This window comes from Thalassovita autumnalis (assembly GCF_001458255.1).
Taxonomy (GTDB): Bacteria; Pseudomonadota; Alphaproteobacteria; order Rhodobacterales; family Rhodobacteraceae; genus Thalassobius; species Thalassobius autumnalis.
On the sequence record NZ_CYSB01000030.1, the window covers coordinates 214499 to 235960 of the forward strand.

Below are 21462 nucleotides of genomic sequence, written 5' to 3' on the forward strand. Positions count from 1 at the left end.
CGGCGTTCTAAGGTGCGCGGGACTAGGAAACAAGTGAGCAGAGCGGCGCAGGCATGTCTGACCTCTTCGACGACCCCAGAGAAGGCGAAAACGCCCCGGAATTCAGCGTCACCGAACTGTCCGGTGCGATCAAAAAGATGATCGAGGGGGAGTTTTCCCATGTGCGCATCAAGGGGGAGATTGGCCGCGTGTCCTTTCCCCGCTCGGGCCATGTCTATCTGGACCTGAAAGACGACCGTTCGGTGATTGCCGGGGTGATGTGGAAAGGTGTGGCCGCGCGCGTCCAGACCCGCCCCGAGGAGGGGATGGAGGTTGTCGCCACCGGCCGTTTGACCACCTTCCCCGGTCAGTCGAAATACCAGCTGGTGATTGAGGATCTGAAACCCGCCGGCATGGGCGCCTTGATGGCGATGCTGGAAAAGCGCAAAGCGATGCTGCAGGCCGAGGGGCTGTTTGATCAGTCCCGCAAAAAGCCGATCCCCTACCTGCCTGAGGTGATTGGCGTTGTGACCTCACCCTCTGGTGCTGTGATCCGCGATATCCTGCATCGGCTGCGCGACCGTTTCCCGCGCAAGGTGCTGATCTGGCCGGTGGCCGTTCAGGGCGAACGCTGTGCCCCCGAATTGGCTCATGCAATCCGGGGCTTTAACCAATTGACGCCGGGCGGGGCATTGCCGCGACCAGATCTATTGATTGTCGCGCGCGGTGGTGGCTCGATTGAGGATCTCTGGGGCTTCAACGAAGAGGTGGTGGCGCGCGCGGCCGCAGCCTCGGACATTCCGTTGATTTCTGCGGTGGGCCATGAAACCGACACAACGCTGATTGACTTTGTGTCGGATCAGCGTGCGCCGACGCCCACGGCGGCGGCGGAACTGGCGGTGCCCGTTCGGATGGAACTGTTGGCCTGGGTGGATCAGCAGAACGCCCGCCTCAGCCGGGCGCTGAGCCAGGGGATCACCCAGCGTGGGCAACGTCTGCGCGATCTGTCGCGCGCCTTGCCACGGGCCGAAACACTGTTGGACGGTCCGCGCCAACGGCTGGACGTGCTGGGGGACCGGCTGCCACAGGCGCTGATCCGCGGCGTTCAATCGCGACGCCTACGCCTGTCTGAGGTCAAAGGCGGGCTGCGTCCGGTGAACCTCAGCCGGCGGATCGAGAGTGAGAAGCGCCAGCTGTCCTCGCTGGAGCCCCGTCTTGGTGCGGCGCTGACCCGTGAAGTCAAGCAGGGACGCGACGCCTTTGATCGCCTGACCAAACGCCTGTCGGATGCCGGTGGGCGGCAGCTGCAGGGCTGGCAGCAACAGCTGGAGGCGATGGACCGTCTGCGCGAAACACTGGGCTATAAGGCGACCTTGCAGCGGGGCTATGCGGTGGTGCGTGGCGACGGTGCTGTGGTGACAACCGGGGCGGCTGCGGCCAAGGCCACGGCGCTGGAGATTGAGTTTGCAGATGGCCGGCTGGATGTCTCAGGCAAAGCACCGGGTCCGGGTGGATCTGAGCCTGCGGCTGCAAAGACGCAGGCGTCCACAACCACAAAGACCAAGCCCAAAGCGACCCCACCAAAACCGGAGCAGGGCAGCCTGTTCTGAGAGCGACCCGCGGTGCCGCATTGGGGCGGATTCAGAAAAAAGATTTGTGCATAACTCATCTTTTTTGCTCTGTGCTAAAATTTGTTTTACCAGAAATCTTGCGCCGAAGCGCTGGTCATGTTCATCTCTTGCCACAACACATTCAGGGAGAATGAGATGATTACCCGAGTTATCGGTCTGTCTGCTGCGCTTCTGTGCGGCACCATTGCAGCACAGGCGGAAACCCTGCGCTGGGCCCGCGCTGGTGATGCACTGACGCTGGACCCGCACGCCCAGAACGAAGGGCCGACCCACACGATTCGTCACCAGATGTACGAACCGCTGATCATTCGTGACACCACCGGCGCCTTTGAGCCGGCACTGGCCACCGAATGGGCGCCCAGCCCCACCGACCCCAACGTATGGGTCTTCAAGCTGCGCCCGGGCGTGAAATTCCATGACGGTGCTGACTTCACCGCCGAAGACGTGGTGTTCAGCTACAACCGTGCGAAACAGCCGAACTCGGACATGAAAGAGCTGATCGGCTCGATCACCGAAGTGCGCGCTGTGGATGACCTGACCGTTGAAATGGTCACCAATGGTCCGAACCCGATTCTGCCGTCGAACCTGACCAACCTGTTCATCATGGACAAAGGCTGGACCGAGGCGAACAACACCGTCAACGTGCAGGACTTTGAGGGCGGCGAAATCACCTTCGCAACCACCAACGTCAACGGCACCGGACCCTACACCCTGGTCAGCCGTGAGCCCGACGTGAAAACCGTCATGGCGCGTAACGAAAACTATTGGGGCCGTGACATGTTCCCGCTGGAAGTCAGCGAGATCATCTACACCCCGATCCAGAACGCACCGACCCGTGTTGCAGCGCTGCTGTCGGGTGAGGTGAACTTCCTGCAGGATATGCCGGTTCAGGACCTTCAGCGTGTTGACGGCGCAGCCGGCTACGGCGTCAAGCAGGCCCCGCAGAACCGTGTGATCTTCTTTGGTATGAACCAGGGCGCAGATGACATCGAAGCAGACAACGTTGACGGCAAGAACCCGCTGGCTGACGTTCGTGTGCGTAAAGCGATGTCGATGGCCATCAACCGTGACGCCATCCGTCAGGTTGTGATGCGTGGTCAGTCGATCCCGGCTGGCATGATCGCACCGCCGTTTGTTAACGGCTGGACTGCTGAAATGGATGCCTCGTCGAAAACCGACGTGGACGGCGCCAAGGCGCTGATGGCTGAAGCCGGCTACGGCGACGGTTTCTCGATCCGTCTGGACTGCCCGAACGACCGCTACATCAACGATGAAGCGATCTGTCAGGCGTCGGTTGGTATGCTGGCTCAGATCGGTATCACTGTGAACCTCGACGCCAAGCCGAAGGCACAGCACTTCCCGCTGATCACCGATGGCAAGACCGACTTCTACATGCTGGGTTGGGGCGTTCCGACCTATGATTCGGAATACATCTTCAACTTCCTGGTTCACGGCCGTGAGTCGGACATCGGTACCTGGAACGGCACCGGCTATGACAACGATGACGTCGACGCCAAGATCGCAACCCTGGCTTCGAACACCGACCTGGCAGCCCGTAACGCGGATATCGCGTCGATCTGGTCTGCCGTTCAGGGTGATCAGCTGTACATCCCGATCCACCACCAGGTTCTGAACTGGGCCATGGCGGACGGCGTTGGCATCGACGTTGATCCCGAAGACCAGCCGAAGGTCAAATATATCAAAATGAACTAAGGTTCGTTTGCTGCCGGTGGCCCTCGGGCCACCGGTTTTCTTTGTGTTATCAATCCTTGGTCGGTCAACAGTGTGCCTGAAGCATCGCCGAGCCGACCGACGTTACCGATTTCCCAACGCCGGTTTCCGCCGAGAGGATGACCATGACACCCCTGCCATCTGTATCTGCTGAACGCCTTGCCGCCTCTATGGTGCGCATCGGCGTGCGCTGTGGGGATGAGGGGCAAAAATTGCATTCAGACGTTAGGGGAAACGCCCTGATTGCATGGTCCATTTCGCGTTCCGGCACATGGGCGGGACAAACGCCGCGTCATAGCCGCGCGTCCCGTGCTGACTATCCCAAAGCGAAGGTTGACCTCCTGTCTTTGATGGGGGAAAGCAGCGCCGATCTGGCGCGTAGGGCCGCGGAGCTGATGGCGCCTGAGCCCCTGCGATTGCAGGGCTTGAACCGGGCGCTGCGTAGATAAAAGACCGCAGGCCAAGCCTGCACAAAACACCGAGCTGACTGTGCATCCGTATCAGGCCCCGGCCTGTGCCTGTCAGCATAAATAACCAACCCGTGGCGCGCTTTGGCGCGCCGCAACAATAAAGTGGGGACAACGTGTTTTCCTATATCGTTCGACGGGTGTTCCAATCTGTCATCGTGCTTCTCGTCGTGGGGCTTGTCGCCTTTGCGATGTTCAACTTCGTCGGTGATCCAATCGACAACATGCTGGGTCAGGAAAGAACGCAAGAGGACATCGATCGTCTGCGCGCCCAGTTGGGACTGGATCAGCCCTTCCCGGTGCAATACTGGAAATTCCTGATGAATGCCGCCGAAGGCAACATGGGCGTTTCTTATCGTCAGGGCCGCCCTGTGACCGAGATCATCTCGGAACGTTTGCCTGCCACGCTGGAACTGGCGCTGGTTTCGGGCTTCCTGGCGCTGTTCTTCGGCATCGTGATGGGCGTGCTTACCGCGATCCGCCGCGATGGCTGGATGGCCAACACGGTGATGACCCTGTCGCTGGTTGGCGTGTCGCTGCCAACCTTCCTGATCGGGATCCTGCTGATCTACATCTTCTCGGTTGAGCTGGACATGCTGCCCTCCTTTGGGCGCGGCGAAGTGGTAGAAGTTGGCAACTGGACCACAGGTTTCCTGACCGCCAGCGGTCTGAAGGCCCTGATCCTGCCGTCGATCACGCTGGGACTGTACCAAATGACGCTGATCATGCGCCTTGTGCGTTCGGAAATGCTGGAGGTGCTGCGTCAGGACTATGTCCGCTTCGCCCGCGCCCGTGGCCTGTCTGAGCGGGTGATCAACTTCCGCCATGCGCTGAAAAACACGTTGGTGCCGGTGATCACTGTGACCGGTCTGCAGCTGGGCTCGATCATTGCCTTCGCCATCATCACCGAGACCGTGTTCCAATGGCCGGGTGTTGGGTTGCTGTTCATCAACGCCGTCCAGTTTGTGGATGTACCGGTTATGGCCGCTTACCTGATGATGATTTCTGTCCTGTTCGTGGGCATCAACCTGATTGTCGATCTGCTCTACGTGGCGATTGACCCACGACTGCGCGGATAAGAGAGACACCAATGACTGATTCAACAAACCCTCAAAAAACGCGCCCGATGTCGAAGCTGGCCCGCGCCTGGGACAGTGACATCGCCTATGCGTTCCGTCGCTCCCCCGTCGCAATTGTGTCGCTGGCGGTGGCAATGACGCTGGTGCTGGCGGCGGTTTTTGCCCCGCTGATCGCGCCCTACAACCCGTTTGATCCGGCCACCTTAAACCTGATGAACGGCTTCACCCCGCCAAGTGAGCCGAACGCCTTTACCGGCGAAACCTTCTGGTTGGGCACTGACGATCAGGGCCGTGATGTGTTTTCGACCATTCTTTATGGTCTGCGCATCTCACTCTTCGTGGGCTTTGCGGCTGTGATGCTGGGCCTGACCCTTGGTGTGATCGCCGGTCTGGTATCAGGCTACTACGGGGGCTGGACCGACACGCTGATCATGCGGACCGCTGATGTGCAGCTGACCTTCCCGTCGATCCTTGTGGCTATGCTGATCTTCGGGATCGCCAAAGGAGTTACTCCGGTGGAATACCGCGATCAAATGGCGATCTGGGTGCTGATCCTGGCCATCGGCCTGTCGGACTGGGTGCAGTTTGCCCGTGTTGTCCGGGGCGCCACCATGGTGGAAAAGAACAAGGAATACGTCCAAGCGGCCCGCCTGATCGGGCGCGGCAGCCTGCCGATCATGTTCCGTCACATCCTGCCCAACGTGTTGTCGCCGGTACTGGTGATTGCCACCATCAGCCTGGCACTGGCGATCATTGCCGAAGCCACGCTGTCCTTCCTGGGCGTGGGCGCCCCGCCAACCCAGCCGAGTCTCGGCACCTTGATCCGTGTTGGTCAGGGCTTCCTGTTCTCGGGTGAGTGGTGGATCCTGTTCTTCCCCGCCTGCACCCTGCTTGCGCTTGCCCTCAGTGTGAACCTGCTGGGCGACTGGCTGCGCGATGCGCTGAACCCCAAACTGCGGTGATCTCATGAGCCTTTTGAACATCAAAAACCTCACTGTTGAGTTCCCGACCCGTCGCGGTGTCTTCACCGCGGTGAACGCCGCCGACCTGTCGGTGGAACCGGGGGAAATCCACGGCCTCGTCGGGGAATCCGGCGCAGGTAAATCCACCATCGGCGCGGCCATCATGGGGCTTTTGGAACGTCCCGGTCACATCGCAGATGGCGCAATTGAGCTGCAGGGCGATGCGATAAGCGGTCTGGACGCAGATGCCATGCGTGCCCTGCGGGGCCGTCGGATCTCGATGATCTTTCAGGATCCGCTGACCTCTCTCAACCCGCTGTTCACCGTGCGTCAGCAGCTGGTTGAGACCATTCGCGCCCATCTGGACGTAAATGAGGCCGAGGCCAACAAGCGCGCCCGTGACCTGATTGACCGGGTGGGGATCCCTGATCCGGACGGCCGTCTGGACCAGTACCCGCACCAGTTCTCGGGCGGGATGCGGCAGCGGGTTGTGATTGCCCTCGCGCTCTGTTCTGAGCCTGAGGTCATCATCGCCGATGAACCGACCACCGCGCTGGATGTGTCCGTGCAGGCGCAGATCCTTGATCTGATCCGCGAACTGGCCCGGGAACGTCAGGTTGGTGTGATCCTGATCACCCACGACATGGGCGTGATTGCAGACACCACCGATCGTGTGACGGTGATGTACGGCGGTAAAGTGGTTGAAACCGGCGAAACCTCGCAGGTGATCGGCGCCCCACGTCACGAGTACACCCAATCCCTGATCGCCGCAGTGCCGCGCCCGTCGGTGCGTCTGCATCGTTTCCCGCAGCTGTCTTATGGCGGCCGTGAGACCCGGTTTGCGATTGAGGATCTGGCGCGGTCGTGGCCGAAGGTCGAAAACGATCCGTCCCGTCCGCTGCTGGAGGTCAAGGGCGTCACCAAGAAGTTCGTGAAACGTCAGGGGCTGCTGCCTTGGGATCGCGATTACTTCACTGCGGTGGACAATGTCAGCTTTGACATCCGCCCGGGCGAAGTGTTCGGCGTTGTGGGGGAGTCCGGTTCGGGCAAATCCACCATCGCGCGGATGATCTCCGGTCTCTATCAGCTGGATGGCGGCTCGGTCGATTTCGACGGCAAGCTGGTCAGCGATCTGAGCGATAAGGCCCGTCAGGCCGATTATCGCAAAGAGATCCAGATGATCTTCCAGGATCCTTATTCCTCGCTGAACCCGCGGATGCGGGTGGATCAGATCGTGTCCGAACCGATCCGTCATCACCGCCTGCTGGACGGCAAAGCGGTGGATCAGCGGGTGGCTGAGCTGCTGGAACGTGTTGGTCTGGGCGCCGAAGCGGCGTTCAAATACCCGCATGAGTTCTCGGGCGGTCAACGTCAGCGGATCGCGATTGCGCGGGCTCTGGCGACCCAGCCGCGCTTCCTGATCTGTGATGAGCCGACCTCGGCGCTGGATGTGTCGATCCAGGCGCAAATCCTGAACATCCTGAAGGATCTGCAGGAGCATCTGGGCCTGACCATGCTGTTCATCAGCCACGACCTGCCGGTGGTGCGCCAGATGTGTGACCGCGTGGCGGTGATGAAATCGGGCAAGCTGGTGGAACTGCAGGAAACCGAGGCGCTGTTCAGCAATCCGCAGACCGATTACACCAAATCGCTGTTGGATCTGATGCCGCGTCTGGCGGATCTGTCGGAAACGCCGCAGGCGTCCTGATCTAGATACGTGATATGAAACGCAGCGGCGCCCCTCGGGGCGCCGTTTTGCATTTATGGGGCTGATTATTGTGCGCTTATTGCGGCGCCAGCGCATCCAGACGGGGATGCATGATGCGGCGCCACAGGGCTGGCCATAGGGCCACTACTGCCATCGTCGGCAGCGCATAGGGCAGGAGGGGCATCGCCGCCTCCAGCCGCAGGCCGGGGTAGGGGCGTGTTGGGTTCAAGTGATGGTCCGAGTGACGCGGCGCGTTCAGCATCATCGCGGACGAATAGCGATGCGGTGTGTTCCAGCTGTGCTGCGGGCCAACGGGTTCTGGTTTGCCAGGCTCGCGGATCGCACGGCGTAGCCCGTAATGCTGCACATAGTCTGACAGGATCATCTGCAGCTGGGCATAGCAGCAGACAGCGATCAGGGCGAATAAAGGGCCGACGCCAAAAGCACCGGCGCTGAACAGTGTAAGGGCGGCGATGAGGCTGTAGTGCAGGTAGGGATGTTGCCAAAACCTGCGTCCTTTGCGCCGTTTGTTTTCCGCGATGAGGCCTTCGCGAAAGCCGCCGCGCCACCAATGTGGTGCAAAGCGCCAGACACTTTGCCCGCGCGGTGCGGAGCTGGGATCGCGGTCCGTGCCGACATGGATGTGATGCACCAGCGGATGGGCGGATACATGGTGGCCGATTAACAAAGATGAATAGACCAGCTTGCCCAAACGGCGCATCCAGCGGCGGGGGCGATGGATCAGTTCATGGGCATTGGGATGGCCGATCTGACCAAAGAACAAGCCATAACCGATCAACAGCCCCAACCGTTCCCAGAGACCCAAGCCACTGGCCCCGCCAATCGCCCAGACAGCCAGCGCCAGCATCGGCAGATGCAACAGGCCCAAGGTCACGGACAGACCATCACCGCTGGGAAACTCCGCGTCGGGATTTGGCGCAGTGGGGGTAAGCTTGTCCAGGCTCCAGGTGAAAACCGTGATCGCCAGAACAGCGGCTAGAACCAGCCAGCCCCCGATGACACTGGCGCAGATCAGCAGCGCGGCTGGCAGCAATGTCGCAACAGAAAATAGCCACATGGTGGGGCACTCAGGTTCAATCCAAGAGCGAGCTTACCCGCGCACATGGATCAGTGCAAATACTGAAGGATTTTGTTGGCTTGGAGTCTTAAAGACAAGTTTGGAGGATAATTTCTTGATCGAGCCGGACTTCAAATTGCCTAAAGACAACTAAACACCGACCTCAGGGCCCGGACAATTGAGCGGGTCATCGGTTTTTAGCACCTCATACAGTTCTGACGCTGGCTCTGGTCCGTAGAAGGTGGCGCGCAGCCCTTCGGGCCCTTTGACAAAGCTCCAGCATTGCGGGCCATTGAGGTCCTCATAGACAAAACAGATCCGCCGATTGTCTTCGTACCAGTAGCCCTCTTTGCATTCGCCGCCCAGAAACGACCAGCGCACGCGGCGATTGTTGAGGTATTCCTCACCGCCATAGGGCACGCCGTCTTCGGCGAAATAGAAGGTCTGCCCTTTGGTGTAGCTTTCAAACTCTTCACCGGTCATCGCGTCCTGCGCTTGCGCGGGTGACGACGGGGAAAGCGCCACAAGGGCTTGAGCGATCAGGGGTAACATGGCTTTCATGGCCCCATGCTGCCGCAAAGCGGCGCAGCAACCAAATCACATTTTTTGAAACTGCGTGGCGGGGCCGGATGTTTACCTTTCTTAACTTCACCATTTTCACGGGGTTTGCTCTGTCCGCGCTGTATCTGCTGTGGTTCTGTTACCGGCCTGCAAGCGGCGCCAAGACGGCGGTCAAAACCCTTGCCGTGGCACTGCCGGCGCTGGGTCTGAGCGTCAGTGGTGCGCCCTTGTTGCCGCTACTGGGGCTTTGGGCCTGTGCTATGGGGGACTTTCTGTTGTCGCGGGATGGTGAGGCGATGCTGCAGGGGGGCATCGGTGCTTTCGCGCTGGGGCATATCCTCTATGTCGTTGCCTTCTTTGTGCATTTCTCACCGGAACTGGCCTGGGGCACCCTCTGGGTTCCGGCGCTGCTGATCCTCTTGGGCCTGTCCACCGAGGTGTGGTTGCAACCCCATACCGGGGCGCTGCGCTGGCCGGTGCGGATCTACGTGCTGCTGATCCTGACCATGGGCTGTGTCGCCGCACAGCAACCGATTCCCCAAACATGGGTGTTTTGGGGCGCATTGGCGTTCATTTTGTCGGATTTGGTGCTGTCGGTGCAGATTTTTGTCAAAAATGACGGTCCTTTCGGTCGGGTGGCGCCTTTTGTCATCTGGTTCTTTTACTACGTTGCGCAAGTGCTTATTTTTTATGGATTCATCGCGTGAAAATACATTGAGTCTCACAGGGTTTTCCACAGGCTAATCCCCAAGAAAACAAGGGCTTGGCCTTTCAAAGGGGGCGGGAACTGGCTAGGTGAAATCAAACACTTGCGGAGTCCCGGATGTCCTTTTTCGGCAAATTGAAACAGCGATTGATGAAGTCGTCCTCACGTCTTGAGGACGGGTTGGAGTCGATTGTTGAGGATGGTGGCGAAGTTGAGGAGGTTGTGGAGGCAACCCCCGAAGCGCAGCCAGAGCCGCAGTCTGCACCCGCGGACGAGCCTGAAGAGCAGGGCGCAGAAGAGGTTTCAGAGGCTGCTCCGGAACCTGAGGTGTCAGAGCCTGAGGCAGCGGAACAACCCGCCGCTGAACCCGCGGCAGCACCCGAGCCCGAACCTGAACAGCAAGCCAGCAAACCCGGCTTCTTCGGGCGCCTCATGGGGCGGAGCGAAACCAAACAGGTGACCCGTCGCGTGTTGGATGACGACATGCTGGAACAGCTCGAAGAGCTGTTGATCGCATCGGACATGGGCGTGGAAACCGCGACTCGCGTCACCGCCAATATCGCGGAAGGCCGTTTTGGCAAGAAGCTGTCGACTGATGAAATCAAATCCCTGCTGGCCCAGGAAGTGGCCCGCATCATGGAGCCGGTGGCCAAGCCGCTGCCAATTTATGCCAAAACCCCGCAGGTGGTTCTGGTGGTGGGCGTCAACGGATCCGGCAAGACCACAACCATCGGCAAACTGGCCAGTCAATTCCGCGCTGCGGGCAAATCCGTGGTGATTGCGGCGGGCGATACCTTCCGGGCGGCCGCGGTTGAACAGCTGCAGGTCTGGGGCGAACGTGCCGGTGTGCCTGTGTTGACCGCGCCCGAAGGTTCAGATCCCGCAAGTCTGGCGTTTGACGCTATGACCAAGGCCGAGGCAGAGGGCGCCGATCTGTTGCTGATCGACACGGCGGGCCGGCTGCAGAACCGCGCTGATCTGATGGAAGAGCTGGCCAAGATCGTGCGGGTGATCCGTAAGAAAGATGAAACCGCACCGCACAATACGTTGCTGGTGCTGGATGCGACCACCGGACAAAACGCTTTGAACCAGGTTTCGACCTTTGGGGAGTTGGCGGATGTCTCGGGTCTGGTCATGACGAAACTAGATGGGACCGCAAAGGGCGGCGTGCTGGTGGCCTTGGCTGACCGGTTTGGCCTGCCGATCCACGCGATTGGCGTGGGGGAGCAGATCGACGATCTGCAGGCCTTTGATCCCGAAGAATTTGCGAAGGCGCTGACGGGTCTCGATGCTTGAAATTCATGATTCACTGAAAAACGAACACGGCTGGGATATCGTGGCGCTGCATGAGGCGGTGGACGAGCTGCTGGATGGCAGCCGGTTGAGCCACCCGTTCCCCGGCGATGATATCTGGGGCGACGATCGCATTCTCTATGCGGAGGTCGTGGTGACCCATGGCGATATCCTGATCGGTGCGGGCCGTTTGATCTGGGATTCTGCCCAGGATCAGGCGCTGCCGCGGATCACTGATCTGTGCCTGCTGCGCCGCTATCGCAATGCCTTCACGGTTGAGACGATTGTGTCGAGCCTGATCGATGAATACGCCAAACATGCCGATGGGGGCCCGGTCATTCTGGGCCATGACGGGCGTGAGATCGATATCTCGGAACGGCTGGAGCGGCTGCGCGATATCGAAATGGGGCAGTTTGAACCCCGTGTGATCTGAAACAGAAGGCGTGAGTTGAGATGAGTGCGTGGCTGACATCTCTGGAAGGGACGGAGGCCGGGCACCAGTTGGCACTGGCCTTGGCTCTGACGGCGGCCTTCCTACATGCGGTGTTCGGTGCCCTTCAAAAGGGGCGGCACGATCCCTGGCTGACCCGTGGCGCCATTGATTTCAGCTACGGCGTCATGGCGGCGCCTTTTGCTTTCTTTGTGGTCCCATGGCCCGAACCACATATGTGGCCGATCCTTGGTGGTGCCTTTGTGATCCACGTCGGCTACAAACTGCTGCAGAGCTATGCCTACACCAAGGGCGATTTCACCGTGGTCTACCCGGTGGTGCGCGGCATGGGGCCGTTGTTTACCGTGGTTGGCGCCTATCTGGTGTTTGGCGAGACGTTCAGCTGGATGCAATGGGCCGGTGTCGGCGTGTTGTTGGCGGGTATCTTCGGGCTGGCGATCTACAATATGATCTTCCTGACCTCATCGCGTGACACGCTTGGGGTGGCGATGGTGCTGGCCTCTTTCACCGGGTTGTTCGTGGCGCTTTACACCACCTATGACGCCTATGGCATCCGGGCGACGGCGGATCCTTTTACCTTTTTGGCGTGGTTCTTCCTGATTGATGGTCTGGCGATGCCACCGATTGCTTACCTGCGCTGGCGCCGCATGGCGCATCCCCCGGCCGTGGCGCCGCTGATGCTGCGCGGTGTGATCGGCGGGTTAATTGCCTTCGCCAGTTTCGGCTCGGTCATGATGGCGACGCGGCTGGACAAAGTGGGTGAAGCCGCAGTGCTGCGGGAGACCTCAACCGTCTTTGCGGCAATCATTGGCTGGCTGTTTTTGAAAGAGACAGTGGGGCCGCGGCGCATCGCCTTGATGGCTTTGATTGCTTTGGGTGCGGTGATTGTTGAAATGGGCGGCTGAACACCCGATATAGGGCGGCACAGCCCGCGTTTGGGCCGCGATGAGGAGTGAAGATGTCAAAGACCCCCGAAACTGACGGTGCAGTGCCTGCCAAGTCGGTGAACCCGATGCTGAAATCCGCGCTGGAATTCGGCCCCATCGCAGCCTTCTTTGCCGCCTATATCCTGCTGAAGGATCAAAGCTTTGACATCGGTGGCACGGCCTATGATGGCTTCATCGTGGTCACCGCTGGGTTCATCCCGCTTCTTGTGGCCTCAACCCTGGTGCTGTGGCGCCTGACCGGCCATCTGTCGAAGATGCAGATCGTGACGCTGGTGCTGGTGGTTGTTTTTGGCGGCATGTCGGTCTGGCTCAACGATGAGCGGTTCTTCAAGCTGAAGCCGACGCTGATTTACCTGTTGTTTGGCGGTGCTTTGGGTTTCGGCCTGATGCGCGGGACCAGCTATCTGGAGGCGGTGATGGACACCGCGCTGGCGCTGACGCGTGAAGGCTGGATGATCCTGACACGGCGGCTGATGTATTTCTTCTTTGGGCTGGCGGCGCTGAATGAAATCGTCTGGCGCACCCAAACCACTGAGGCCTGGGTCTATTTCAAAACCTTTGGCCTGACCGCGGCTATATTCCTGTTCTTCATGACACAGGGCAAGCTGTTCAAGGACCACAGCCTTGAGGCCGAAGAAGAAACGGCGGAGTAACCCCCGCCGTTTTCGCATCTCGATCTTTCAAGGATCTCTAAGACTGGGTGTTTCGCGTCCGAACCGAGGGGCGAAGCGAAGCGCCCGCCCCGTGGGGGCGGTTCGGGCGCAGCCAAATCAGAGATTTGGCACCGTGTTCCCCGGCTCATGACCGTGAATCCTTAGCAGAGATGAAGGGCTGGCCGCTTGGTCAGCCTTTTTGTTTGAACAGCAGTTCCTGCGCTTTCTTGTTGTCCTGCAGGTTTGAGCGCATGTCCGCGGCCACGGCCCGGCCTTTGGCAATGCCATCGCGGGCCGCCAGTTGGTCCAGCCAGCGTTTCAGGTTCGGTTTATCGCTGAGGTCCTGCTGCTGCCCTTCCCAGAGCGACGCCCAGGGCCAGATCGCCATGTCTGCGATGGAGTAGAAATCGCCCGCAACATACTCATTTTCCGCCAGCTGGGTGTCCAGCACGCGGTAGAGGCGGCTGACCTCATTGCGGTAGCGGTCCTTGGCGTAGGGCAGATCATTGGGCGGATCCATCGCCGGGGCGTATTTCAGGAAGTGGTGCGCCTGACCCGCCATCGGGCCGACGCCACCCATCTGCCACATCAGCCATTGCTCCACGGCCACCTGCTCGCGCGCGTTGGAGCCATAGAACTGGCCGGTCTTGCGGGCCAGGTACTGCAGGATCGCACCGCTTTCAAACATCGCAATCGGGGCGCCATCTGGCCCATTCGGATCTACGATGGCGGGCATCCGGTTGTTGGGGGCGATTTTCAGGAAATCCGGCTCAAACTGCGCTCCAGCGCCAATGTCCACCAGATGCAGATTATACGGCAGGCCCATCTCTTCCAGCGCGATGGAGATTTTCCAGCCGTTTGGCGTGGGCCAGTAATAGAGGTCGATTGCGTTGCTCATGTCATACTCCCTAGTTGGGGGCGATGATGGCGCTTTGGCCGCTGGTGGCAAGGGGGCATCGCGTATCTCACGTATAGGTGTCGTGACGACAGGTAAACTTGACCTTGCCTCTGCTCTGTCCTATCAGGCGGGCCGTGGCGATTTGTTTACCGGATTGCGGGCCACGTAAAATATTCCGCTAAAGAGGTCAGGATGAAAGAGCCCCTTTCGCTTGACCGCGACGGGGCTTTTTTATTTGGGCGGGATGCCCGGAGGATTTGGAATGAGCGAGAGCTGGAACAAACGCACCAAACTGGTGCATGGCGGCACGCGGCGCAGCCAGTATAATGAGGTGAGCGAAGCAGTCTTCCTGACCCAGGGGTTTGTCTATGACACCGCCGAACAGGCCGAAGCACGGTTTGAAAAGGCGGGGCAGGATGAGTTCATCTATGCCCGCTATGGCAACCCGACCATGGCGATGTTCGAAGACCGGATTTCTGACTATCTGGGCTATGAGGATGGCTTTGCCTGTGCCTCTGGCATGGCGGCGGTCAATGGCGCGCTGATGGCGCTGTTGAAAGCCGGCGATCACGTTGTCGCCTCACGGGCGCTCTTTGGCTCCTGCCTCTACATCCTCGAAGATATCCTGACCCGTTTTGGCGTCAACGTGACGCTGGTCGATGGCACCGACAATGCGGCCTGGGCCCAATCGATCACTGCAAAGACCGATCTGGTTTTCCTTGAATCGATTTCGAACCCGACACTGGAAGTCATTGATCTGAAACATGTTTGCGATCTGGCGCACGAGGTTGGCGCGATCGTGGTGGTGGATGATGCGATGGCCACGCCGGTTTACTCCTATGCCAAGGCTTGCGGCGCCGATATCTCGGTTGTGTCGACCACCAAACATGTGGACGGGCAGGGCCGGATGCTGGGTGGTATCATTTGTGGGCCCAAGGATCTGATCCGTGGCCCGGTTGAGACCTATATCAAACACACCGGCGGCGCGATGAACCCCTTCACCGCCTGGACCCACCTGAAAGCGCTGGAAACCATGGAACTGCGGGTGCGTGCACAAGCCGCGGCGGCATTGGATGTGGCTGAAGCGCTGAGCGGCCATGACAAGCTGAACGTGGTGCGCTACCCGACCCACAAGGCCCATCCGCAGCAGGAACTGGCCCTGTCGCAGGCCCCGGCTGGCGGCACTGTGCTGACGATTGAGGTGAAGGGTGGCAAAGAGGCCTGCTTCCGCTTCCTCAACGCGCTGCAGGTGATCACCATCTCCAACAACTTTGCCGATGCGAAATCCATCGCCACCCATCCGGCTACGACGACCCACCAACGTCTGCCGCAGGAACAGAAAGACACGCTGGGGATCAGCCCCGGTCTGGTCCGCCTGTCGATCGGGCTGGAAGATCCAAGCGACCTGATCGCTGATCTGCTGCAGGCCCTGGATCAGGCCTAGGAAGAATTTCACTAAGAAACCGACAAGGGGGACGCTTTGTGTCCCCCTTTTGCCGTTCATGGGATTGCACCACCGCAGGGGCTGCACTAGTTCACGGTTAAATTTGGCAAACTGGCCCGGCTGCATTAGATTGAGGGTCCACAGTTGCCACGGCAACAGCAGGTCGGGGATCACCAGCTATGAACGTCCATACCTCCGAAATTGATCGGGTGATGCAGGCGGATGAGGCGCGCGATGCGTTGGCGCGGCTGCGGACCTGGGCTGAAACCGCCTCGGATGCGGAGTTGAAAGAGGTGGATGCAGGGCTGCTGGCGCTGCTGCGCAGCGGGCAATATCCTGAGCTAAGCCGTGAATATCCCGAAGATTTCACCGTTGATGCGGCCTATAAGGCCAGCCTGCCGGATCTGCAAAACGGGCCCTCCAGCCTGATCCGCGGCGCCAAGCGGGCGATCCAGCATGTGGGGATCTCCAACTTCCGTCTGCCGATCCGTTTCCACACCCGCGATGGGGCGGACATCACGCTGGAAACCTCGGTCACCGGCACAGTCAGTCTTGAGGCGGAGAAGAAGGGCATCAACATGTCCCGCATCATGCGGTCCTTCTATCGCCATGCGGAAAAGACCTTCAGCTTCGAAGTGGTTGAGGCCGCGTTGGAGGATTACAAGGCCGATCTGGAAAGCTTTGATGCGCGGATCCAGATGCGGTTTTCCTATCCGGTGAAGGTTCCGTCGTTGCGGTCGGGTCTTGCAGGATACCAGTATTACGACATCGCGCTGGAGCTGATCGAAAGCGCCGGTGTGCGCAAGAAGATCATGCATCTGGACTATGTCTATTCCTCCACATGCCCCTGTTCGCTGGAATTGAGCGAACACGCCCGCCAAACCCGCGGTCAGCTGGCCACGCCGCATTCGCAGCGTTCGGTGGCGCGGATTTCGGTCGAACTGGTGGGCAAGGCCTGTCTGTGGTTTGAGGATCTGATCGAATTGGCGCGTCAGGCGGTTCCGACGGAAACGCAGGTGATGGTCAAACGCGAAGATGAACAGGCCTTTGCCGAGTTGAACGCCGCGAACCCCATCTTTGTTGAAGACGCTGCGCGGCTGTTTTCACAAAGCCTAGAGGCTGATGCGCGGGTTGGGGATTTCCGTGTGGTGGCCAGCCACCAAGAAAGCCTGCACAGCCATGATGCGGTGTCCATCCTGACCGAAGGGGCCACCTTCGCCGCCGAAAGCTATGACCCCAAGATGTTTGCCACATTGCATCATCCGGGCTGAGCCGCTGCCTGAATTCGGGGCAATTGCCTAAATGCCGCCTGTTGAGGCGGCATTTTTCGTTATTGCGCATCCCAATCGTCGGCGACGGCACAGCTCAGATGTGCCAATCTGTGTAAATAATGTTTATTTTACATGGCTTTAAGTAGTTTTTAGTGAGGCTGTTGTTGAATTATTGCTGCATTGCAGCAGGCGCAGGGCTGATATTCCGAACCGGCAGTGGTATGGTCAATCACTCTGCCCTATTTTCAAGGTCAAGGGGGGGGACCAACGTAACAGAAGGTTCCAAGATCATGGCATTGAACGCTGTAAATCACATTGAAAACGCTGGTCTGGTTGCCCGTATGGGTCAACTGTGGTCCGGTCTGGTCCAGGGCATGATCGCCTATGGTGAAAGCCGTTCGCGTTTTAACGAAATCCAGGCACTGGAACGCATGAGCGACCGCGAACTGGCCGATATCGGTCTGAAGCGCGACCAGATTGTCCGCCACGTTTTCCGCGACCAGTTCTACCTGTAATCTGATACCCTGCGCTTGGCAGGGCAGATGGACAGGCGATAGGCCGCACCAAGGGGCTCCGCAGCATGCACAGCATGCCGGGGCCTTTTTGCTGTCTGATGCCGATGCATGACCTGTTGCGCGACGGTAGCGTGCAGGGGGCCAGATGACCGGCTTGGCCGCGCGCTGTCTTGACTCGCCCCTGTTCAGGGTCCATCGCTTCCTCATGTTGGATCTTCGACCCGTCGGATATGTGATTGGCCTGTTGGTGGCCGTGCTGGGGCTGACCATGCTGGCGCCGATGCTGGTGGATCTGGCCACGGGTGAGGAGCATTGGCGCGTCTTTGCACAAAGCGCCCTGCTGACCATATTTATCGGCGGCATGATCTCTCTGGCGTGTCAGAACGGTAACCAGGAGGGGCTGAACATTCAGCAGACCTTTATCCTGACAACCGGGGTCTGGCTGGCCCTGCCGATCTTTGCTGCACTGCCTTTCTATTTTGGGGAAACCCAGGCCACGCCGGTGGATGCGTTTTTCGAAGCGATGTCCGGGCTGACCACCACGGGGGCCACGGTCTTTGCCGGGCTTGATACCATGGCGAAGGGGCTGTTGCTGTGGCGGGGCATCCTGCAGTGGCTGGGCGGCATTGGGATCATTGTTGTGGCGATGGTGTTTCTGCCGGAGCTGCGCGTCGGTGGGATGCAGATCTTCCGCTCGGAAGGGTTTGACACCATGGGCAAGATCCTGCCCCGCGCGACCGAGATTGCAAGCCAGATTTCAGTGATCTACGTGGCGCTGACGGTGCTCTGCACCTTGAGCTACCTTCTCTTGGGGATGAGCGCCTTTGACGCCACAGTGCATGCGCTGACAACCATTTCGACCGGCGGGTTTTCCACCTATGACGCATCATTTGGGGCCTTCTCAGGACCGCTGGAATATGTCGCGGCGGTGTTCATGGTGCTGTCGGCGCTGCCTTTTGTGCGGTACGTGCAGATGCTGAACGGTCACCATGGTGCGCTGCTGATGGATCGTCAGGTCTATGGTTTCCTGCTGACCTTGGTGCTGCTGATCGGTTTTGCCACCACTGTTCTCATCACGCTGCAGGGACATGAGGCCGGGTCTTCGCTGCGGCAGGTGGTGTTTAACGTGACCTCCATCATGACCGGGACCGGCTATGCGTCGGTCGATTACATGGGCTGGGGCAACCTGCTGATTGCGATGTTCTTCTTCATCGGTCTGATCGGCGGATGCGCGGGATCAACCGCCTGTTCGGTGAAGGTGTTCCGCTACCAGATCCTCTTTGCTTCGATCAAATCGCAGCTTCTGAAAACCCAAAGCCCCAACGCCATGGTGCCGCCCCGCTATGAGGGGCGCAAAATCGACGATGATATTCTGAACTCGGTCATGTCGTTCTTTGTGTTCTTCTTTGTCACCATGGGGGTGCTGGCCGTGGCACTTGGGATGACGGGGTTGGATTTCATGACGTCGATCTCCGGCGCGGCGTCGGCCCTGGCCAACATCGGCCCGGGTCTGGGGGATGAGATTGGCCCCGCAGGCAATTTCGCCGGCCTTAACGACGCAGCGAAATGGCTGTTGTCGGTGGCAATGCTGATCGGACGGCTGGAACTGCTGGCGGTTTATGCAATGCTGACCGTGACCTTCTGGCGGGCGTAACGGATGCGGCTACTAACGGCAGGGCTGTTGGTGTCTTTGACCGCTGGTTGCGCCACGAAAGTTCAGCTTGAAACCTTCTTGAACGAGATTTTGAACCCGATCTGGCAAGGCGAAATAACCGATGCCTGTGTGTCGGCTCTGGCTGGTAGCGCTGGCTTCTTTACTTATGAAGCCGGTGTTGCCGGGCAGGTGGCAAAACCTGATAATTCAAACAGCGAAGGCCATTGGCACCGCGCACGCAGCTTGGCCGAAAGGGTTGAAACATGGGACGTAGCTAAGCGAGGTGCTGGTGCTGCAATGACGGTGTTGGACAACCGCGATTGTATCCGTAACCTACATCCTGAGGCGGACCGGCTGCTGTGGGGCGATGCGCCAGGCATCTACTATGTTTCAATTAACCGAGAGGTCATTGTCGTGCTTTATGATGGGGCTGAGCGGCTGGGAATGATCTTGGTGCAAGCACGGTAGTGGGCCGGCAAAGAAAAACCGGCGCAAAATGCGCCGGTTTCTTTTTGTCTCACCGTGGGGTGTCTTAGTCCCAGCAGTTGACCAGTACCGTCAGGCCGCTGGCCTTGGTGGTCAGGTCCTCAGGGGCCATGGTCGAGAGGACATCGGTTGCTGTCGCTGCAATGTCGAGCGTGCTGAGGAAACCCTCAATTGCCGCGGCATCCACCGCAAAGCTGACGTCCTGCGGCAGCTGTTTGCCACCGGCATTGCGCGGCAGCAGCATGCCCATGACCGCGCCACCGGCATCAAAGACCGGGCCGCCGGTGTCCCCGGGCAGAGTGGCCAGTGCCAGACGGGTCAGCTCTTCCTCACCGCTGAGGCCGGTCAGATCCGCCAAGGTGCCGAAGGTCAGGGTCGGCGCACCCAGAACACCACCGTAGGAGTAGCCGGAAACGGCTACGTCAGATTGCAGACGCGGCACTGCGCGCTGCAGTTCTGCCACCTGCGCCGGTGCCAGCGGTTGGGTTGGTATCAGCGCAGCCAGACCCAGCGCGGCATCGGTGCCGATCACCTGCGCCTCGACGCCATCGTCCAGCGTGATGCGGCTGCAGCTGCCAACAGCGTCAATGCTGGTCAGCACGGTGCCTGCGCCATCCACATAGAACCCGGACCGCGCCAGACGCGGTTTGCGGATCTGCAGACCCGAGAGCAGATCGATGCGCTGTTCCTCATTGCTGCCGGCGGCAGGGCTCATCACGCCATCAAGACGTGCAAAGCTTTCCTGCATCTGACCCAACAGACGGCTGCGGCGCTCTTCGTCACCGGCGGGCCAGATCAGGGTGAAGCCTTTGATTTCGCCATCTTTCAGCGCCACCTGGGTGTGCGACACGATCTGACTGTTGCTGCCGGTCAGCAGGAAGCTGTCTTTGCGACGCTCACGTTTGCCCTCCAGCGGTACGATTTCCAGCGTCTGCATGATGTCATAAAGGCCAAACAGCGTTTTCTGATCGCCGGGCTGCGAAATCAGCAGGGCGCGCGCCTGCGGCACAGCGCCCGAGGCGTCGAAATGGGCATAAGGCGCTTCGTACTTGTTGAAGGCCACCACACCCAGCGGCAGCATCATCTCGATGCCCGCGGTGGCATCGCGCACCAGCTGGATGTCCAACCCTTCCAGAACGGCATTATACTGACCCAGTAGTTCGGCGCGCTGGCCGGTGGTCAAAATGCCGGTTTCTTCATGGCCATAGGCCTGCTGCCATGCTGCCATAGACCCGCGGGTGCCACGACCAAAGGCGCCATCGATTGCCGAATTGTAAAAGCCGGCCCACTGCAACATGCGCTGCAGCTCCATCTTTTCTTCTTTCGACAGCAGCGACTCGGAGCGGCGGGCCTCTGCCTTGGTTTCATCCGGCAGCTGCGGTTCTGCTGGAACGGCAACCGCTTCGGGCTGCGGTGCTGCGGTGTCGGTCGCGCCGGAGGTCACTGAGGGGGTGACCGCTGCAACGGTGCTGCCGCCAACGGGCCAGAACTGTTGGCCATAGGCGCGGGAGAAGGCGATGTAGCTGTCGCGCGGGATTTTGCCCTCACTGCGCAGCACGTTCAGCACCTGTTCGGCGTCTGTACGGCTGTAAGGGCCCAGGGCCACGGCGTACCAGCCGCCCTGCATTGCAAAACCGTTGATATCCTCAAGCGCGGCAGAATAGTCGCGGATCCGGTCTTGGGCTGCTGCCAGATTGGGCTGGGCTTCGATCTGAACCCAGACCTGCCCTTCCTGGGCGGAGGCGATGCGGGTCAGCATCAGCAGCGTGATAAAGAAAGAAACAAATGTTCGCATCATAGTCAGAAATATCCTTACCTGTCGCGTCGTCACGATTGCGCGCTGTTTTATCAGGTTCCGTGAGGCTTGCACTTAAATAATGCGTCAGGCTGCAATTGACCCCGCGCTGTTGCCCTCGTAGGTAAGGCGAGCAAATTCACATGGGCCCCA

The 21462-nt window shown here is 59.6% G+C and carries 19 protein-coding genes and 1 riboswitch; of the genes, 15 read left to right on the forward strand and 4 right to left on the reverse strand.

All coding sequences use genetic code 11. The features are described from left to right. Window positions 1-53 precede the first annotated feature (53 nt). From xseA to TL5118_RS12705, 5 genes are all read left to right on the forward strand, one after another. On the forward strand, window positions 54-1589 hold the full coding sequence (gene xseA / locus TL5118_RS12680) for an exodeoxyribonuclease VII large subunit (protein ID WP_058244583.1): 1536 nt from the start codon (window positions 54-56) through the stop codon (window positions 1587-1589). Window positions 1590-1745: 156 nt separating this feature from the next. Next, complete coding sequence (locus TL5118_RS12685; protein WP_058244584.1) at window positions 1746-3323, forward strand: ABC transporter substrate-binding protein; 1578 nt, start codon at window positions 1746-1748, stop codon at window positions 3321-3323. 601 nt (window positions 3324-3924) lie between these two features. Continuing rightward, window positions 3925-4887, forward strand: coding sequence for an ABC transporter permease (locus TL5118_RS12695; RefSeq protein WP_058244586.1), 963 nt, complete (start codon window positions 3925-3927; stop codon window positions 4885-4887). Between the two features lie 11 nt (window positions 4888-4898). Then, window positions 4899-5849, forward strand: a complete 951-nt coding sequence (locus TL5118_RS12700; RefSeq protein WP_058244587.1) for an ABC transporter permease — start codon at window positions 4899-4901, stop codon at window positions 5847-5849. Window positions 5850-5853: 4 nt separating this feature from the next. Beyond that, window positions 5854-7557 (forward strand): ABC transporter ATP-binding protein, encoded by a 1704-nt coding sequence (locus tag TL5118_RS12705; protein ID WP_058244588.1) that lies wholly within the window; start codon window positions 5854-5856, stop codon window positions 7555-7557. A gap of 76 nt (window positions 7558-7633) precedes the next feature. Here TL5118_RS12705 and TL5118_RS12710 read toward each other — a convergent pair whose 3' ends face one another. Beyond that, entirely contained in the window at window positions 7634-8635 is a 1002-nt protein-coding gene (locus tag TL5118_RS12710) for an alkane 1-monooxygenase (RefSeq protein WP_058244589.1), read from the reverse strand. 150 nt (window positions 8636-8785) lie between these two features. Beyond that, window positions 8786-9196, reverse strand: coding sequence for a hypothetical protein (locus TL5118_RS12715; protein ID WP_082626370.1), 411 nt, complete (start codon window positions 9194-9196; stop codon window positions 8786-8788). Window positions 9197-9264: 68 nt separating this feature from the next. Between TL5118_RS12715 and TL5118_RS12720 the strand changes: the two genes are divergently transcribed. The 5 genes from TL5118_RS12720 to TL5118_RS12740 all read left to right on the forward strand — a co-directional run bounded on the left by TL5118_RS12720 (window position 9265) and on the right by TL5118_RS12740 (window position 13246). Continuing rightward, window positions 9265-9903, forward strand: coding sequence for a lysoplasmalogenase family protein (locus tag TL5118_RS12720; protein ID WP_058244590.1), 639 nt, complete (start codon window positions 9265-9267; stop codon window positions 9901-9903). Window positions 9904-10019: 116 nt separating this feature from the next. Next, window positions 10020-11198: a signal recognition particle-docking protein FtsY gene (gene ftsY, locus TL5118_RS12725; RefSeq protein WP_058244591.1), complete on the forward strand. Its 1179-nt coding sequence runs from the start codon at window positions 10020-10022 to the stop codon at window positions 11196-11198. Continuing rightward, window positions 11191-11628: a hypothetical protein gene (locus TL5118_RS12730; RefSeq protein WP_058244592.1), complete on the forward strand. Its 438-nt coding sequence runs from the start codon at window positions 11191-11193 to the stop codon at window positions 11626-11628. The genes ftsY and TL5118_RS12730 overlap by 8 nt, the downstream gene beginning before the upstream one ends. A gap of 20 nt (window positions 11629-11648) precedes the next feature. Further along, the gene (locus TL5118_RS12735; protein WP_058244593.1) at window positions 11649-12551 is read left to right on the forward strand and encodes an SMR family transporter; all 903 of its coding nucleotides are present in this window, start codon (window positions 11649-11651) and stop codon (window positions 12549-12551) included. Between the two features lie 53 nt (window positions 12552-12604). Beyond that, window positions 12605-13246 carry an inner membrane-spanning protein YciB gene (locus TL5118_RS12740; RefSeq protein WP_082626371.1) on the forward strand — a complete coding sequence of 214 codons (642 nt, stop codon included), beginning with the start codon at window positions 12605-12607 and terminating at the stop codon, window positions 13244-13246. A 190-nt stretch (window positions 13247-13436) separates the two neighbouring features. Here the strand turns inward: TL5118_RS12740 and TL5118_RS12745 are convergent, their stop codons facing one another. Beyond that, window positions 13437-14144, reverse strand: coding sequence for a glutathione S-transferase N-terminal domain-containing protein (locus TL5118_RS12745; protein WP_058244594.1), 708 nt, complete (start codon window positions 14142-14144; stop codon window positions 13437-13439). Between the two features lie 124 nt (window positions 14145-14268). Further along, window positions 14269-14347, forward strand: a riboswitch (SAM riboswitch). 59 nt (window positions 14348-14406) lie between these two features. On the opposite strand from TL5118_RS12745, the gene TL5118_RS12750 reads away from it, so the two are divergent. The 5 genes from TL5118_RS12750 to TL5118_RS12770 all read left to right on the forward strand — a co-directional run bounded on the left by TL5118_RS12750 (window position 14407) and on the right by TL5118_RS12770 (window position 19496). Next, window positions 14407-15588 carry an aminotransferase class I/II-fold pyridoxal phosphate-dependent enzyme gene (locus TL5118_RS12750; RefSeq protein ID WP_058244595.1) on the forward strand — a complete coding sequence of 394 codons (1182 nt, stop codon included), beginning with the start codon at window positions 14407-14409 and terminating at the stop codon, window positions 15586-15588. Between the two features lie 179 nt (window positions 15589-15767). Continuing rightward, the gene (gene folE2, locus TL5118_RS12755; RefSeq protein WP_058244596.1) at window positions 15768-16859 is read left to right on the forward strand and encodes a GTP cyclohydrolase FolE2; all 1092 of its coding nucleotides are present in this window, start codon (window positions 15768-15770) and stop codon (window positions 16857-16859) included. A 290-nt stretch (window positions 16860-17149) separates the two neighbouring features. Further along, the gene (locus TL5118_RS12760) at window positions 17150-17374 is read left to right on the forward strand and encodes a YjiS-like domain-containing protein (RefSeq protein ID WP_058244597.1); all 225 of its coding nucleotides are present in this window, start codon (window positions 17150-17152) and stop codon (window positions 17372-17374) included. 205 nt (window positions 17375-17579) lie between these two features. Then, window positions 17580-19028, forward strand: coding sequence for a TrkH family potassium uptake protein (locus tag TL5118_RS12765; protein WP_058244659.1), 1449 nt, complete (start codon window positions 17580-17582; stop codon window positions 19026-19028). Between the two features lie 30 nt (window positions 19029-19058). Beyond that, a complete protein-coding gene (locus TL5118_RS12770; RefSeq protein WP_207383451.1) occupies window positions 19059-19496 on the forward strand; it encodes a hypothetical protein in 438 nt (145 codons plus the stop codon). 64 nt (window positions 19497-19560) lie between these two features. Here TL5118_RS12770 and TL5118_RS12775 read toward each other — a convergent pair whose 3' ends face one another. Continuing rightward, entirely contained in the window at window positions 19561-21312 is a 1752-nt protein-coding gene (locus tag TL5118_RS12775; protein ID WP_058244599.1) for a trypsin-like peptidase domain-containing protein, read from the reverse strand. Window positions 21313-21462: the final 150 nt, after the last annotated feature.